Here is a 14,948-nt window from a genome sequence, read left to right on the forward strand (position 1 = left end):
CCGCGGCCCCGGGGGCGGGTGACGTGCTGTCAGATCAGTGGGGGCGACGTCGAGTCGGACGGGGTGACGGCCGAACTCGTCGTCACCGCCGGAGCACTGGACGTGGGGCCGCTGGCGGAGGCCGACGTGGACGGGCTGGCGGAGCCGCTCTCGCTCGGCGTCGGTCCCGTCGAGGGCGGCGTCGACCTGGACGTCGAGGGCGACGGCTTGGACGGCGACGGCTTCGGGCTGGACGGCTTCGTCGTCTTCGAGGGGCTCGACGGCGTACGACTGGCCGCGCCCGAGCGGCGCGTCCCCGTGGGGTCCGGCGCCGGGACCACCGCCGGGGGCGTCGGGTCGTCCGAGGTGCCGTAGGTGCCGTCCGGACCGGGGTCGGTGGGCCTGCTGGTGGCTTTCCCCGTGTCGCCCTTGCCGGCCTTCTTGGGCGTGACCGCGCCGAGGTCGCCGTCGTCCAGGCCCACGCTGATGGACGGGTTGACGCCGACCTGGTCGGAGGGGTTGTCGGCGCTGTCGTGGGACGTCATGCCGAGCGTCACCACCGTCCCCAGCAGCGCGACGAGCACCGCGCCGGACCCGGCCGCGACCAGGTTGCGCCGGACGGGCCTGCGTACGCCCCCGCCGGCGGGCGGCTTCGTGGCGTCGTAGGCGATCAGCGTCGCCGTGGCGTCGTTCGACCCGGGCGGGAGGGCCGCGCGCACGGCACCCGGCGGCAGCGCCCGCTCGTCGCCGTACCCGTCGTCGAACTCCTCGCCGATCAGCGCGGCCAGTCCCAGCGCCGTGCCGGTGCGGTCCGCGACCAGGGCCAGTGCGCGGCGGCCCGCGACGGTGCCGCGCTTCTCGGCGAGCGCGGCGTGCAGGCGGATGGACGCCTCCAGTTCGGCGCGGGCGCGGTCCATCTCGCCGAGGCAGAGGGCGAGGACGCCCAGTTCGTGGCGGAAGTACGCCTGATCGGAGACCGCGTCGGTGAGCCGGGCGGCCTCGGCCCCGGCGCGCAGCGTCTGTTCCCAGGCGTTCCAGTCCAGGCCCGCGGCGAAGGCGGGGGCGGCGGTGCGGGCCAGCCGCAGGGCGAGGGCCGCCTGGGCCTCGTCGATCTCGGCGGCCGGGGCCGGGGGCTCGGCGGTCTCGAAGGGGGCGCCGGTGTCGAACGGGCCGGCGGGCTCCGGGGCGGCCGGCGGCACCAGTACGGCCAGGGCCGCCAGCACCGCGTCGGCCTCGGCGCACACCCGTTCCGGGGTGACCGACGGATGCCCGGCCCACCAGGTGTAGTGCTCGGCGGCGGTGCGGGCACCGGCGCCGAGGTCGTCGGCGTATCCGGCGGCGGCCAGCTGGGCGACCGCTCCGGTGGTGAGCCGGTAGCGGGAGCCGACCGCGGTGACCAGGCCGCAGCCCGCGAGTTCGCCGAGCGCGGCGTCGGCGTGGGTGTCACCGACCAGGGCGGGCAGATGCGCCTGGTGGGGCAGCTCGCCGCCGAGGGCGACGGCGAAGCGCAGGGCGGCGCGGGCGGAGAGGCCGAGCCGGGACGCCAGCAGCGCGGCCGGTCCGGCCGCCTCGCCGACGGACGGCAGCGGTATCTGCTCGCCGTCGTCCACGGCGCCGTCCGGAGCCTCGGCGGGGACGTCGGCCGGGGGCACGTCCTGGAAGACGCCGAACTCCTCGACGGCGTGCGTGCTGGCCCGCAGCCGGTCGCGCTGCCGCAGCAGGGCACCGGCCTGGACGAAGCGCAGCGGCAGGCCCTCGGACTCGAACCAGAGGTCACCGGCCCAGTGCTCCTCCTCCTCGGTGAGGGAGCGTCCGGCGGCGGCCTCCAGGAGGCGGACGCTCGCGGCGCGGTCGAGGCCGGTGAGGACGACGTCCGCGACGTCCGAGTCGGCGGCCGGGGCGGGGGCCTCCGGGGTGGTCGCGATCAGGAAGGCGCACTCGGGCGTCGCGTCGAGCAGCTCCTCCAGCTGGGCGCCGCCGAAGGCGGCGTCGTCGAGGACGACGACCGCGCCGATCTCCCGGACCAGCTCCAGCAGTTCGTCCCGCTCGGGGCGGTACAGGGGGGCGCGGTGGACGGCGTGGAAGAGGTCGTGGAGCACGTCGTCCGTGGTGCGGCGGAAGCCGCTGAGGCGGACGACGCCCTGGGGGGCGAGGTCCGCGCAGTCCTCGGCGACGAGGTCGAGGAGCCGGGTGCGGCCCGAGCCGGGTGCGCCGACCAGCCGTACGGAGCGGCCCCGGGCGAGCAGCCGGACCAGTTGCTCGCGGTCCTCCTGACGCTCCAGCAGGGGCAGGGCGGCCTGGAGGGGACCGGGTGGCACGGGAGGCCGGGCGGCGCGTTCGGTCTCGGCACGCTCGTCAGGGGTGCGCTTCTCGGGGCGGGCGGGGCGCTGGGCGGGCGGGCACACCTCGATCTCGCTGCCGTCGACCGGATTGACCGTCAGCAGGTACTCGCCCGTGACGAGCCGCGCGGTCCGCGCGAGGGCCGGTGCGCTCGCGCCGAAGTCCGTGGTGAGGGATTCCCGGGGCGTCCGCCGGCCGGCCGCGAGTGCGTCGCCGTCGCCCCCGTCGCCGTACGCTTCGGGTCCCGCGTTGTTCGGGTCCATAGGTCCTAGCCCCCAAAAGCGTCGCTGTGCTCTGAAGCCCCTCCCGGCCTTGCCGCACACCGCGCTGTCGCTTCTGGTCCGGGCCCGCGCGAGGGTACGTACAGCGGCGGGCGTCCGCACCCTAAACCTTTGGTAAGTATCTCCGACAGTCCGGGTACCGCGCTGCCCGGGACATCACGTTCTCATGAGAATTGCACGTCAGATGCGCTTCACCCGGAACGCCCGGCTCGCCCCGCTCGTCCGTCCTCCGGCGGACCACCCGGACATCTCCGGCAAAACCGAGGGGACAACTCCGGCCATATGGCCGGTCCGTCACCCTGCCGCACCCTCACCGCACCGGCCCCGTACGGCCGGCCGCGGCCCGACGGCGACGAGGATCACACCCGCGGCAGGGACTCCGCCGCGAGGCCTCCCTCGACGGTGAGGATCCGGTGCAGCCGGGTGGCCACCAGCAGACGCTGCATCTGCGGCGGCACACTGCGCAGCACCAGGCGCCGGCCGCAGCGGCCGGCCCTCCGGTGGACGCCCATGATCACCCCGAGTCCGGTGGCGTCCCAGGAGTCCAGTCCGGACAGGTCGAGCACCAGATCACCGGCCCCGTCGTCGACGGCCGAGTGCAGGGCCGTACGGGCGTCCGCCGCGCTGCGTACGTCGAGGCGGCCCCCGACGACCAGTTCTGCGTGGTCGCCCCTGATGTACATATGCGCTCCCCGTGAGTGCCGTGTGGTGGACGCGGTGCTGTGCGCGGTACTGCGCGCGGCGTGCGCGACGGGGGACGCGGTGCCGTTCTCCGCGAACTCCGTGACGCAGGCTGTGCAACGTCTGACTGCTTCAGCGGCACAGCGGTTGCCGCTCGTAAGCGAACCGGTACCGATTTCACCCGCAGGGGTGAGCAGTGTGGCGCATGCCGTGCTCAAATGCGCCCTTCACCGGACACTAGCGCCCGGGAACGCACTCTGTGACCGCCAAGTAACGCGTTTCACGTCTCAGGGCGTGAGACGCCTGTCACGTCCGGCACACGGGCGGTCGGTCTAGATTGGCCGCATGGTCAATCTGACGCGTATCTACACCAGGACCGGCGACCAGGGCACCACGGCCCTCGGGGACATGAGCCGCGTCGCCAAGACCGATCCGCGCATCACGGCGTACGCCGACGCCAACGAGGCGAACGCGGTCATCGGCACCGCGATCGCGCTGGGCGGTCTGGAGGCGGAGGTCACGGAGGTGCTCACCCGGGTCCAGAACGACCTGTTCGACGTGGGCGCGGATCTGTCCACACCGGTGGTGGCGGAGCCGAAGTTCCCGCCGCTGAGGGTGGAGCAGTTCTACGTCGACCGCCTGGAGGCGGACTGCGACCGTTTCAACGAGCGCCTGGAGAAGCTGCGTTCCTTCATCCTGCCCGGCGGCACCCCGGGCGCGGCGCTGCTGCACCAGGCCTGCACGGTCGTCCGCCGCGCCGAACGCTCCACCTGGGCCGCCCTGGAGGTGCACGGCGAGACGATGAACCCGCTCACCGCGACCTATCTCAACCGGCTGTCCGATCTGCTGTTCATCCTGGCGCGGACGGCCAACAAGGCGACCGGGGACGTGCTGTGGGTACCGGGAGGGGAGCGCTGAGCCGGGTGCCGCCCTCCCGGCACCCTCACTTGCCGGCGTCGCCCGCCGCGTCGGAGTCGACTGCCGCGGCGGCGGACTCGGCGGCGTCGGCCTTCTTCCGCATCTCCGCGTAGCCCGACGGCACGGCCGACTCCCGGGCGGCGTTCTGCGCGGAGTTCGGGGCGGACTTCTGCGGGGCCGCCGTGCCGCTGTGGCCGTGCCCTGCGCAGCCCGCGGTGAGCAGCACCACGGCGGTCGCGAGGGCCGCCGCGACCGCCAGGACCGGCCGGGACCGGCGCGTCACTTCGTGCCCGCCGTGTAGCCGTTGTCCCGGCACCAGGTGCGGACCTCGCCGAGGTCCTTCTGACGCTGCTTCAGCATGCCCGGCAGGGTCTTGCGGAACTCCAGCCGGTGCTTGAGGTAGGTGGCGATCTCGTCGTGGCCGGCCTTCTCGGCGTTGTCCACGCGCAGTTGCAGCCGGGCGACCGAGCCCCGGGTGGCGGAGTCGCCGCCGAGGCGTGCGAGGGCGCGGTCGATGCGCCGGTCGATCTTCGGCACCCGCTTGCAGAGCGCCTCGGCGCCGTCGCCCGTCGGAGCGGCGGCGGGTGCGGTGGCGGCCGGTGCGGTGGCGGGTGCGGCCGACGGGGTGGTCCCGGCGGCCGAGGCGCTTCCGGCGGCCTGTGCGGCGCCCGCCGTGCCGGTCAGCACGACCGTCGCGGCGAGCCCCACGAGCAGGACGCGAGCCCTTCGTCGTTCGAACATCTCTGTCTCCGTTTCCGCGGACGGCCCCCATGTCCGTCCGGCGGGACGCAGCCTAGGAAGGCTCTTTGGGGAAACTCTGTGACCGGTTTGCCCCGGCTGTGCCGATCAGCCAGTCCCGCCGCGCGGGCAGGCTCCCGCCGCCGGACGGCAGCCGCACCTCGAAGCGTGCGCCGGTGCCTCCCGGCCCGCCGGCCACGGTGACGCTCCCCCGGTGCAGCGCGGCCTGCTGGGCCACCAGGGTCAGCCCGAGGCCGGAGCCCGCGCTGCCGGGTCCGCGGTGGAAGCGCTCGAAGATCCGGTCGCGGGCCTCCGCGGGCACCCCGGGCCCGCGGTCGTCGACGGTCACCACGACCTGGTCACCCACACCGCGCACCCCCACGGTGACGTCCGCCCGGCCCTGCGCGTCGCCGCCGTGCGTGAGGGCGTTGCCGAGCAGGTTGTCGAGCAGCAGCCGCAGTCCGGGCTCCCAGCCGTGCACGGTGAGGCCGGGGGCGGCACGCAGGATGATGCGGGCGTCCGGCACGCGGCGGCGGGCGTCGGCGACGGCCGCGTCGGCCGCCTCGGTCACGTCGACCGTGCGGAAGGCGTCCGCCTCGACGAGGTCGCCGCGCCCGAGTTCGCGCAGCATGACCAGCAGGCCCAGCAGCCGGGCGTGTTCGCGGTGCAGGTCGGTGAGGACCTCGGTGCGGTCCGGGTCGGGCAGGCCGGGGTGGCCGGTGAGGATGTCGAGGTTGGTGCCCATGCTCATCAGCGGGGTGCGCAGTTCGTGCGCGGCCGCGGAGGAGAACGAGCGGGCGGTGCCGAGGGCCTCGGCGGCGCGGGCGGCCTGTTCGTCGTAGCGGGCGAGCACCGTCCTGACGGTGGCGGCCAGTTCGTCGACCTCGGTGACGCCCGTGGGTTCGGGGCCGGGGCGCCGGGCGGTGGTGCGCGGGTCGAGTCCCGCGGTACGGCGGGTGAGGCGGCGCAGCGGGCGGGCCGCGCCGGTGGCCGCGGACCAGGCGAGCAGCCCGGACAGCGGCGCGGCCAGCAGCGCCATGGACAGCACCCGGCGCCGGACGAGACGGAGCTGGGTGTTGTCCGCGGTGTCGGGGGCGAACACCCATACGGTGCCGGACGCCCGGCTGTCCCGCACCGGCAGGGACAGCGTCCGCCAGCTGCGGCCCGCGGCACGGACGGTGACGGGGGTCGCGGCGGACGCGGGGAGGACCACCGAGAGGCCGGGCTGGGGGCCGCCGCGGAAGTCGGCACCGCCGGGCCCCACGACCCGTACTCCGACATCCAGGGCGGCGCTGTAGAGCCGCCGCTCGCGGGTGTCGGCGACCTTGGGCCGGTCGTTGGCGGTGGCCCGCAGCAGCAGTCCGGCATCGGGCAGGACTGCGGCGGCGCGCTCGCGCAGATGGTCGTCCTCGGCGCCGTGCAGATCGTGTGCGACCAGGCGCAGCAGCAGCCAGCCGGAGGCCAGCACCAGGACGGGGACGGCGCAGCCGACGGCGAGGCCGATCCGGGTGGACAGTCTCACGGCTTCCTCCTCCCCGCGCTCACGGGTTCTCCCGCAGGACGAAACCCACGCCCCGTACGGTGTGCACGAGGCGGGCGGCGCCGCCGGCCTCCAGTTTGCGGCGCAGGTAGCTGACAAAGGTGTCGACGGTGTCGGTGCGCACGTCGAAGTCGTATCCCCAGACCCGGTCGAGGAGTTGGTCGCGGGTGAGGACCAGCCCGGCGTTGCGGGCGAGGACCTCGAGGAGTTCGAACTCACGGCGGGTCAGTTCGAGGCGCCGGCCGTCGCGTCGCGCGGTGCGGGCCGCGGGGTCGATCTCCAGGCCTGCCACCCGCAGCACCTCACGGCCGCCCGACGGCGGTCTGCGGCGCAGCAACGCCCGCAGTCTGAGAACGAGTTCCTGGAGGGCGAACGGCTTCACGAGATAGTCGTCACCGCCCGCCTGGAGCCCGGCGATGCGGTCGGCCGTCTCGTCGAGCGCGGAGAGCATCAGCACCGGGAGGTCCCGGCCCTCGGCGCGCAGCCGGGCGCACACCTCGGTGCCGCTGAGGCCGGGCATCGACACGTCGAGCACGACGACGTCCGGTTCCGTGGCGGCGATCACGGCGAGGGCCTCGGTGCCGTCGGCGGCGGTGCGCACCGCGAAGCCGCTCAGCCTGAGCCCGCGCTCCAGGGAGCGCCGGATGGCCGGGTCGTCGTCCACGACGAGCACGGCGCCGGACGGTCCGGGTTCGGTCATGCACGCCTCCTCACGGTGCCTCACGGTGCGGTCAGGGTACGACGTGGTCCGCGACGGAACGCGAGGTGCGAGCGGGTACGGGCGGGCGCGGCAGGGGCGCCGTCGGCGCGCCCGATCAATACCCCATATCCGAAAGGAAGTTGAGGATCAAGCCGACCTACGGGACGAGTGGTCCAGACCTATTGACCAATGGTCCAGACCTTCCTATCCTCTCGACACTGAGGGTGTGAAGGCTCAGTCACGCCCCCTCCCCCCATACCAAGGAGGCGCTTGTGCGCTTCAGACACAGAGCTGTGGCGGGTTTCGCGACCCTGCTGCTTCCGCTCGCCGGTCTGGTAGGACTGGCGAGCCCCGCTCAGGCCGCGTCCACCGCGACCGCCACCTTCGCCAAGACCCAGGACTGGGGCACCGGCTTCGAGGGCAAGTGGACCGTCACGAACACCGGCTCCAGCGCGATCAGTTCCTGGACGATCGAGTGGGACTACCCGTCCGGCACCTCGGTCACCTCCGCGTGGGACGCGGACGTGACCAGTTCCGGTACCCACTGGACCGCCAAGAACAAGTCCTACAACGGCTCGATCGCCGCCGGTGCCTCGGTGTCGTTCGGCTTCAACGGCACCGGCTCCGGCTCGCCGAGCAACTGCGCCCTGAACGGCGGCAGCTGCGACGGCGGCACCACGGTTCCCGGTGACAGCGCGCCGTCCGCGCCGGGCACCCCGACCGCCTCCGGCATCACCGACACCTCGGTGAAGCTCAGCTGGAGCGCGGCCACCGACGACAAGGGCGTCAAGAACTACGACGTCCTGCGCGACGGTTCGAAGGTCGCCACGGTGACCGACACCTCGTACACGGACTCCGGTCTGACCGCCGGTACCGACTACTCGTACACCGTCCAGGCGCGGGACACCGCCGACCAGACGGGTCCCGCGAGCGGCTCGGTCGCCGTGCACACCACCGGCGGCGGGACCACTCCCCCGACCACCGGTGACAAGGTCAAACTCGGTTACTTCACCGAGTGGGGCATCTACGGCCGCAACTACAACGTCAAGAACCTGGTGACGTCCGGCTCGGCCGCCAAGATCACGCACATCAACTACGCCTTCGGCAACGTGACCAACGGCCAGTGCGCGATCGGCGACTCCTACGCCGACTACGACAAGGCGTTCACCGCGGACCAGTCGGTCAGCGGCGTCGCCGACACCTGGGACCAGCCGCTGCGCGGCAACTTCAACCAGCTGCGCGAGCTGAAGGCCAAGTACCCGAACATCAAGGTGCTGTGGTCCTTCGGCGGCTGGACCTGGTCCGGCGGCTTCGCCCAGGCGGCGGCCAACCCGGCCGCGTTCGCGCAGTCCTGCTACAACCTGGTCGAGGACCCGCGCTGGGCCGATGTGTTCGACGGCATCGACATCGACTGGGAGTACCCGAACGCCTGCGGTCTGAGCTGTGACACCAGCGGTGCCGCGGCCTACAAGAACCTGATGGCCGCGCTGCGGTCCAAGTTCGGCTCCGCCGCCCTGGTCACCGGCGCGGTCACCGCGGACGGTTCCGCCGGCGGCAAGATCGAGGCCGCCGACTACGCGGGCGCCGCGTCGTCCGTGAACTGGTTCAACGTGATGTCGTACGACTTCTTCGGCGCCTTCGACGCCCAGGGCCCGACCGCCCCGCACTCCCCGCTCACCTCGTACAGCGGCATCCCGAAGGCCGGGTTCGACACGGCCGACGCGATCGCCAAGTACAAGGCGATCGGGGTGCCCGCGAGCAAGCTGCTGATCGGCATCGGCTTCTACGGCCGCGGCTGGACCGGAGTCACCCAGGACGCTCCCGGCGGCACCGCCACCGGCCCGGCGCCCGGTACCTACGAGCAGGGCATCGAGGACTACAAGGTCCTCAAGACGTCCTGCCCGGTCACCGGCACCGTCGCGGGCACCGCGTACGCCCACTGCGGCACCAACTGGTGGTCCTACGACACCCCGAGCACGATCGCCGGAAAGATGACCTGGGCCAAGAACCAGGGCCTCGGCGGCGCGTTCTTCTGGGACTTCAGCGGTGACACCAGCAACGGTGAACTGGTGAGCGCGGTCAGCAGCGGCCTCGGCTAGACCGGAGCCCCCAGGGGCACCACCGGTCACTCGAACCGCACCTCACCCAACCCCCCACCCCGTCGCGGGCGGACCCCCACGGTCCGCCCGCGGCGGGCTTTTCCGTGCGCCGCGCACGCCCCCGGCGTGCGCGGTACGGGGCCGATCGGTACCAGCGGCGGGAAGGTCGGCGGGTGAAGAGTGACCCTGGAAACCGGAACACTCTGTAAGAGACAGAGTGCATCGGACTACGACACGACCACCACGACCACCACGACACCGCCCCACCACGGGACCACCACACTGCGGCACGACGAAGCAGTGACACAGCGACGCGACAGCGCACGCGGGGGAAGAAAAATGAAACGCCGCACCAACCGGGCCGACAGGCCCAGCAGCTCCCACCGGTACAGCACCACCGAACGCCGCGCGCTCGCGGCCCTCGGCACCGTCACCGGTGCCGCCCTGGCCACCCTGCTGGCCACCTGCCCGGTCACCGTCACGGTCACCGTGTCGCTGAGCCCCGAGCAGCGCACCGTGGTGGTCGGCCGGGCCGGCGCCGGTCTCGACGACGGGCCCCGCCCGGTGTGCCCCGTGCTGCCGTCTCAGGCCACGTTCACGCGCTGACCGGGAGGGGCCGCCTCCAGCCAGGCGAGGAAGCCGGTCAGGGCGTCGTCGCTCATCGCGAGTTCGAGGCGCGTGCCGCGGTGCAGACAGACCAGGATCACCGCGTCCGAGAGCAGCGCGAGCTCTTCCTCGCCGTCGGGGACCCGGCGGCCGGCCACCTCGATGGACGAGCGCTCCAGCGCCCGGCGCGGCCGGGGGGCGTAGGAGAACACGCGGTACCACTCGACGCTGTCACCGCTGTAGCGGGCGACGCCGTAGCTCCAGCCCTTGCCGCTGGGGTCGGGTTTCTCCGGCACGTCCCAGCGCAGCGAGCAGTCGAAGGTGCCGCCGGAGCGCTGGATCAGTCTGCGGCGCAGGCCGAAGACGAACAGCCCCACGGCCACCAGGGCCACGACGATTCCGCACACAGTCAGAGCGAGGACCATCGACACCGACCTCCTCGTCTCCTAGGTACCGAACAAACAGGTAACGTAACGGAAAAATCATCCGGATTCGCCTCAGCCGCGGCCGGCTCCGGATTGCTCCGGTGCCGACCGCGGCTGAGGTACGTCATCGCTCGCAGCGCTGGTTCAGCGCGTGGTCACCGCCCGCAGGCGGACCTCCGCGCGGCGTTCCGCCAGGGCGTCCGCCGCGCGTTGCGCGCGTTCCAGGGCCCGCTCCGCGCGCTGGACGTCGATCTCCTCGGAGAGCTCGGCGATCTCGGCCAGCAGCGAGAGCTTGTTGTCGGCGAACGAGATGAAACCGCCGTGCACCGCGGCGACGACCGTTCCACCATCACTCGTCCGGATGGTCACCGGGCCCGACTCCAGCACACCGAGCAGCGGCTGGTGACCGGGCATGACGCCGATGTCGCCGGAGGTGGTGCGCGCGACGACCAGGGTGGCCTCGCCGGACCAGACCTGGCGGTCGGCGGCGACCAGCTCGACGTGCAGCTCAGCAGCCAAGGAAGGCTCCTCGGGTCATCACCCGGCGGTAGTGCCGGGTGTGGGTCGATTCTATCGGGCGTGACGGGAGGGGCCGGACACACCCCGGGGCGAACGGTGCCGCCCCGGGACGGGAGCTGTCCGGGCCCTTCCCGGTCGGAGCGCGGGGGTCAGGAGACGCCCAGCTCCTTCGCCTTGTTCTTCAGGTCCTCGAGACCGCCGCACATGAAGAACGCCTGCTCGGGGAAGTGGTCGTACTCGCCGTCGCAGATCGCGTTGAACGCGGCGATCGACTCGTCGAGCGGCACGTCCGAACCGTCCACACCGGTGAACTGCTTGGCGGCGTGGGTGTTCTGGGACAGGAAGCGCTCCACGCGACGGGCACGGTGGACGACGAGCTTGTCCTCCTCGCCGAGCTCGTCGATACCGAGGATCGCGATGATGTCCTGGAGGTCCTTGTTCTTCTGCAGGATCGTCTTGACGCGCATGGCGGCGTCGTAGTGGTCCTGCGCGATGTACCGCGGGTCCAGGATGCGGGACGTGGAGTCCAGCGGGTCCACGGCCGGGTAGATGCCCTTCTCCGAGATCGGACGGGAGAGCACCGTCGTCGCGTCGAGGTGGGCGAAGGTGGTGGCCGGGGCCGGGTCGGTCAGGTCGTCCGCGGGGACGTAGATCGCCTGCATCGAGGTGATCGAGTGACCGCGCGTCGAGGTGATGCGCTCCTGGAGGAGGCCCATCTCGTCGGCCAGGTTCGGCTGGTAGCCCACCGCGGACGGCATACGGCCGAGCAGGGTGGAGACCTCGGAGCCGGCCTGGGTGAAGCGGAAGATGTTGTCGATGAAGAACAGCACGTCCTGCTTCTGCACATCGCGGAAGTACTCCGCCATGGTCAGACCGGCCAGGGCGACGCGCAGCCGGGTGCCCGGCGGCTCGTCCATCTGGCCGAACACCAGCGCGGTCTTGTCGAGGACGCCGGACTCTTCCATCTCCGCGATGAGGTCGTTGCCCTCACGGGTGCGCTCACCGACGCCCGCGAAGACGGAGACGCCCTCGTGGAGGTTGGCGACACGCATGATCATTTCCTGGATCAGCACGGTCTTGCCGACGCCGGCACCACCGAACAGACCGATCTTGCCGCCCCTGACGTACGGGGTGAGCAGGTCGACCACCTTCAGGCCGGTCTCGAACATCTCGGTCTTCGACTCGAGCTGGTCGAACGCCGGGGCCGTGCGGTGGATGGTCCACCGCTCGCCCTCGTAGGCCTCTTCGGAGTTCAGCACCTCACCGAGGGTGTTGAACACCTTGCCCTTGGTGTAGTCGCCGACCGGGACGCTGATGCCCGACCCCGTGTCGGTCACCGCGGCCTGGCGGACCAGGCCATCGGTGGGCTGCATCGAGATGGTGCGGACCACGCCGTCGCCCAGGTGCTGGGCGACCTCCAGGGTCAGCGTCTTCCGCTGGCCCTCGTTCGCCGGGTCGGCGACCTCGACGTGCAGGGCGTTGTAGATCTCCGGCATCGCGTCGACGGGGAACTCCACGTCGACGACCGGGCCGATGACCCGGGCGACGCGGCCCGTGGCCGTCGCGGTCTCCACAGTGGTGGTCATGAGCGGTCACTCCCCGCGGTCGCGTCGGCCAGGGCGCTGGCGCCACCGACGATCTCGCTGATTTCCTGGGTGATTTCGGCCTGGCGGGCCGCGTTGGCAAGTCGGGAGAGCGTGTTGATCAGGTCTCCCGCGTTGTCGGTCGCCGACTTCATCGCGCGGCGGGTGGCCGCGTGCTTGGAGGCGGCCGACTGGAGCAGCGCGTTGTAGATCCGGCTCTCGACGTACCGCGGCAGGAGGGCGTCGAGGACTTCCTCCGCCGACGGCTCGAAGTCGTACAGCGGAAGGATCTCGTCCTTGGCGGACGACTCCTCCGCGACCTCGTCGAGGCGCAGCGGCAGCAGGCGCCTGTCGGTCGCCGTCTGCGTCATCATCGAGACGAACTCGGTGTAGACGATGTGGAGTTCGTCCACGCCGCCGTCCGCCGTCTCCTTCTCGATGGCCTCGATCAACGGACCCGCGACCTGCTTGGCGTCCGCGTAGGCGGGCTCGTCGGTGAAGCCCGACCACGATTCCACGACCGTGCGCTCGCGGAAGTTGTAGTGGGCCAGACCGCGGCGGCCGACGATGTACGTGTCGACCTCCTTGCCCTCGGCCTCGAGACGGGCGGTCAGGTGCTCCGCCGCCTTGATGGCGTTGGAGTTGAAGGCGCCGGCCAGTCCGCGGTCGCTCGTGAGGAGCAGCACCGCGCAGCGGCTCGCCGACTCCGCCTCGGTGGTCAGCGGGTGCTTGGTGGTCGATCCGGTACCCACCGCCGTGACCGCGCGGGTGAGCTCGGTCGCGTACGGCGTGGAGGCCGCCACCTTGCGCTGCGCCTTGACGACGCGCGAGGCGGCGATCATCTCCATCGCCTTGGTGATCTTCTTGGTCGCGGTGACGGATCGGATGCGACGCTTGTAGACCCGGAGCTGGGCTCCCATGAGTCAGGTCCCTTCCTTACGTCACTTGGCGGCGGCGGGCGCGTCCTCGCCGAGCAGCTTGCCGTCCGAGGTCTCGAACTGCTTCTTGAACTCGGCGATCGCGTCGGCGATGGCGGTGAGGGTGTCGTCCGACATCTTGCCGCCCTCCTTGATGGAGGTGAGAAGTCCCTGCTCCTTGCGGTGCAGGTACTCGAGGAGCTCCTTCTCGAAGCGGCGGATGTCGTTCACCGGGACGTCGTCCATCTTGCCGGTGGTGCCGGCCCAGATGGAGATGACCTGGTCCTCGGTGGCCATCGGCTGGTACTGCGGCTGCTTGAGCAGCTCGACCATCCGCTGACCGCGGTCCAGCTGGTTCTTCGACGCGGTGTCCAGGTCGGAACCGAAGGCGGCGAACGCCTCCAGCTCACGGAACTGGGCGAGGTCCACGCGGAGCCGGCCGGAGACCTGGCGGATCGCCTTGTGCTGGGCGGAACCACCGACGCGGGAGACCGAGATACCGACGTTCAGCGCGGGGCGCTGACCGGCGTTGAAGAGGTCCGACTCCAGGAAGCACTGGCCGTCGGTGATGGAGATGACGTTGGTCGGGATGAACGCCGAGACGTCGTTGGCCTTCGTCTCGACGATCGGCAGACCGGTCATCGAGCCCGCGCCCAGCTCGTCGGAGAGCTTCGCGCAGCGCTCCAGCAGGCGGGAGTGCAGGTAGAAGACGTCGCCGGGGTAGGCCTCGCGGCCCGGCGGGCGGCGCAGCAGCAGCGACACGGCGCGGTAGGCGTCGGCCTGCTTCGACAGGTCGTCGAAGATGATCAGGACGTGCTTGCCCTCGTACATCCACTGCTGGCCGATGGCCGAACCGGTGTACGGCGCCAGGTACTTGAAGCCGGCCGGGTCGGACGCCGGGGCGGCGACGATGGTCGTGTACTCCAGGGCGCCGGCCGCCTCGAGGGCGCCGCGCACGGAGGCGATCGTCGAGCCCTTCTGTCCGATGGCGACGTAGATGCAGCGGACCTGCTTGTTCGGGTCGCCGGTGCGCCAGTTGTCGCGCTGGTTGATGATCGTGTCGACGGCCAGGGCGGTCTTGCCGGTCTGGCGGTCGCCGATGATCAGCTGGCGCTGGCCGCGGCCGATCGGGGTCATCGCGTCGACGGCCTTGTAGCCGGTCTCCATCGGCTCGTGCACCGACTTGCGCTGCATGACCGTGGGGGCCTGCAGTTCCAGGGCACGGCGGCCGGACGTCTCGATCTCGCCGAGGCCGTCGATCGGGGCGCCGAGCGGGTCGACGACGCGGCCGAGGTAGCCCTCGCCCACCGCCACGGAGAGCACCTCACCGGTACGGGTGACCGGCTGTCCCTCCTCGATGCCGCTGAACTCACCGAGGACGATGGCACCGATCTCGCGCTCCTCGAGGTTGAGGGCGAGGCCGAGGGTGCCGTCCTCGAACTTCAGCAGCTCGTTGGCCATGGCCGAGGGAAGTCCCTCGACCTTCGCGATGCCGTCGCCGGCAACGGTGACCGTACCGACCTCCTCGCGCGAGGCCGCGTCCGGCTGGTACGACTGGACGAAGTTCTCCAGCGCGTCCCGGATCTCCTCCGGCCGGATCGTGAGCTCCGCCATCTGGGTTC

14 protein-coding genes are annotated in these 14,948 nt (G+C 71.8%); 3 read left to right on the forward strand and 11 right to left on the reverse strand.

What is annotated here, in order from left to right; all coding sequences use genetic code 11:
- Nucleotides 1-29 precede the first annotated feature (29 nt).
- Both ABZ862_RS26830 and ABZ862_RS26835 read right to left on the reverse strand, forming a co-directional pair.
- Nucleotides 30-2,582: an ATP-binding protein gene (locus ABZ862_RS26830; RefSeq protein ID WP_360962940.1), complete on the reverse strand. Its 2,553-nt coding sequence runs from the start codon at nt 2,580-2,582 to the stop codon at nt 30-32.
- 377 nt (nt 2,583-2,959) lie between these two features.
- The gene (locus ABZ862_RS26835) at nt 2,960-3,283 is read right to left on the reverse strand and encodes an STAS domain-containing protein (RefSeq protein WP_360962943.1); all 324 of its coding nucleotides are present in this window, start codon (nt 3,281-3,283) and stop codon (nt 2,960-2,962) included.
- Between the two features lie 343 nt (nt 3,284-3,626).
- On the opposite strand from ABZ862_RS26835, the gene ABZ862_RS26840 reads away from it, so the two are divergent.
- Nucleotides 3,627-4,199 carry a cob(I)yrinic acid a,c-diamide adenosyltransferase gene (locus ABZ862_RS26840; protein WP_360962946.1) on the forward strand — a complete coding sequence of 191 codons (573 nt, stop codon included), beginning with the start codon at nt 3,627-3,629 and terminating at the stop codon, nt 4,197-4,199.
- A 25-nt stretch (nt 4,200-4,224) separates the two neighbouring features.
- On the opposite strand, the gene ABZ862_RS26845 is transcribed toward ABZ862_RS26840, so the two are convergent.
- Genes ABZ862_RS26845 through ABZ862_RS26860 form a run of 4 tightly spaced genes read right to left on the reverse strand, consistent with a single transcriptional unit; the run spans nt 4,225 to nt 7,177 of the window.
- Nucleotides 4,225-4,482, reverse strand: a complete 258-nt coding sequence (locus ABZ862_RS26845) for a hypothetical protein (protein WP_360962949.1) — start codon at nt 4,480-4,482, stop codon at nt 4,225-4,227.
- Entirely contained in the window at nt 4,479-4,940 is a 462-nt protein-coding gene (locus ABZ862_RS26850) for a hypothetical protein (RefSeq protein ID WP_360962952.1), read from the reverse strand. Before ABZ862_RS26850 ends, ABZ862_RS26845 begins: the two co-directional genes overlap by 4 nt.
- A 52-nt stretch (nt 4,941-4,992) precedes the next feature.
- Entirely contained in the window at nt 4,993-6,459 is a 1,467-nt protein-coding gene (locus tag ABZ862_RS26855) for a HAMP domain-containing sensor histidine kinase (RefSeq protein ID WP_360962955.1), read from the reverse strand.
- Between the two features lie 19 nt (nt 6,460-6,478).
- Nucleotides 6,479-7,177: a response regulator transcription factor gene (locus tag ABZ862_RS26860; protein ID WP_360962957.1), complete on the reverse strand. Its 699-nt coding sequence runs from the start codon at nt 7,175-7,177 to the stop codon at nt 6,479-6,481.
- Between the two features lie 272 nt (nt 7,178-7,449).
- On the opposite strand from ABZ862_RS26860, the gene ABZ862_RS26865 reads away from it, so the two are divergent.
- Together ABZ862_RS26865 and ABZ862_RS26870 are read left to right on the forward strand one after the other, a co-directional pair.
- Nucleotides 7,450-9,276 (forward strand): glycoside hydrolase family 18 chitinase, encoded by a 1,827-nt coding sequence (locus ABZ862_RS26865; RefSeq protein ID WP_360962960.1) that lies wholly within the window; start codon nt 7,450-7,452, stop codon nt 9,274-9,276.
- Nucleotides 9,277-9,615: 339 nt separating this feature from the next.
- Complete coding sequence (locus ABZ862_RS26870) at nt 9,616-9,882, forward strand: hypothetical protein (protein WP_360962963.1); 267 nt, start codon at nt 9,616-9,618, stop codon at nt 9,880-9,882.
- Here the strand turns inward: ABZ862_RS26870 and ABZ862_RS26875 are convergent.
- The 5 genes from ABZ862_RS26875 to atpA form a co-directional block, all read right to left on the reverse strand.
- Nucleotides 9,861-10,307 (reverse strand): DUF2550 domain-containing protein, encoded by a 447-nt coding sequence (locus tag ABZ862_RS26875; RefSeq protein WP_360962965.1) that lies wholly within the window; start codon nt 10,305-10,307, stop codon nt 9,861-9,863. The genes ABZ862_RS26870 and ABZ862_RS26875 overlap by 22 nt on opposite strands.
- Nucleotides 10,308-10,451: 144 nt before the next feature.
- Nucleotides 10,452-10,826 carry a F0F1 ATP synthase subunit epsilon gene (locus tag ABZ862_RS26880; RefSeq protein WP_360962968.1) on the reverse strand — a complete coding sequence of 125 codons (375 nt, stop codon included), beginning with the start codon at nt 10,824-10,826 and terminating at the stop codon, nt 10,452-10,454.
- A gap of 149 nt (nt 10,827-10,975) precedes the next feature.
- Entirely contained in the window at nt 10,976-12,412 is a 1,437-nt protein-coding gene (gene atpD, locus ABZ862_RS26885) for a F0F1 ATP synthase subunit beta (RefSeq protein ID WP_360962971.1), read from the reverse strand.
- On the reverse strand, nt 12,409-13,329 hold the full coding sequence (locus tag ABZ862_RS26890; protein ID WP_360962974.1) for a F0F1 ATP synthase subunit gamma: 921 nt from the start codon (nt 13,327-13,329) through the stop codon (nt 12,409-12,411). The genes atpD and ABZ862_RS26890 overlap by 4 nt, the downstream gene beginning before the upstream one ends.
- Nucleotides 13,330-13,350: 21 nt before the next feature.
- Nucleotides 13,351-14,940, reverse strand: a complete 1,590-nt coding sequence (atpA, locus tag ABZ862_RS26895) for a F0F1 ATP synthase subunit alpha (RefSeq protein ID WP_360962976.1) — start codon at nt 14,938-14,940, stop codon at nt 13,351-13,353.
- Between the last annotated feature and the right edge of the window lie 8 nt (nt 14,941-14,948).

The sequence above is a fragment of the Streptomyces sp. NPDC047000 genome (genome assembly GCF_040644295.1).
In the GTDB taxonomy this organism is placed as follows: Bacteria; Actinomycetota; Actinomycetes; order Streptomycetales; family Streptomycetaceae; genus Streptomyces.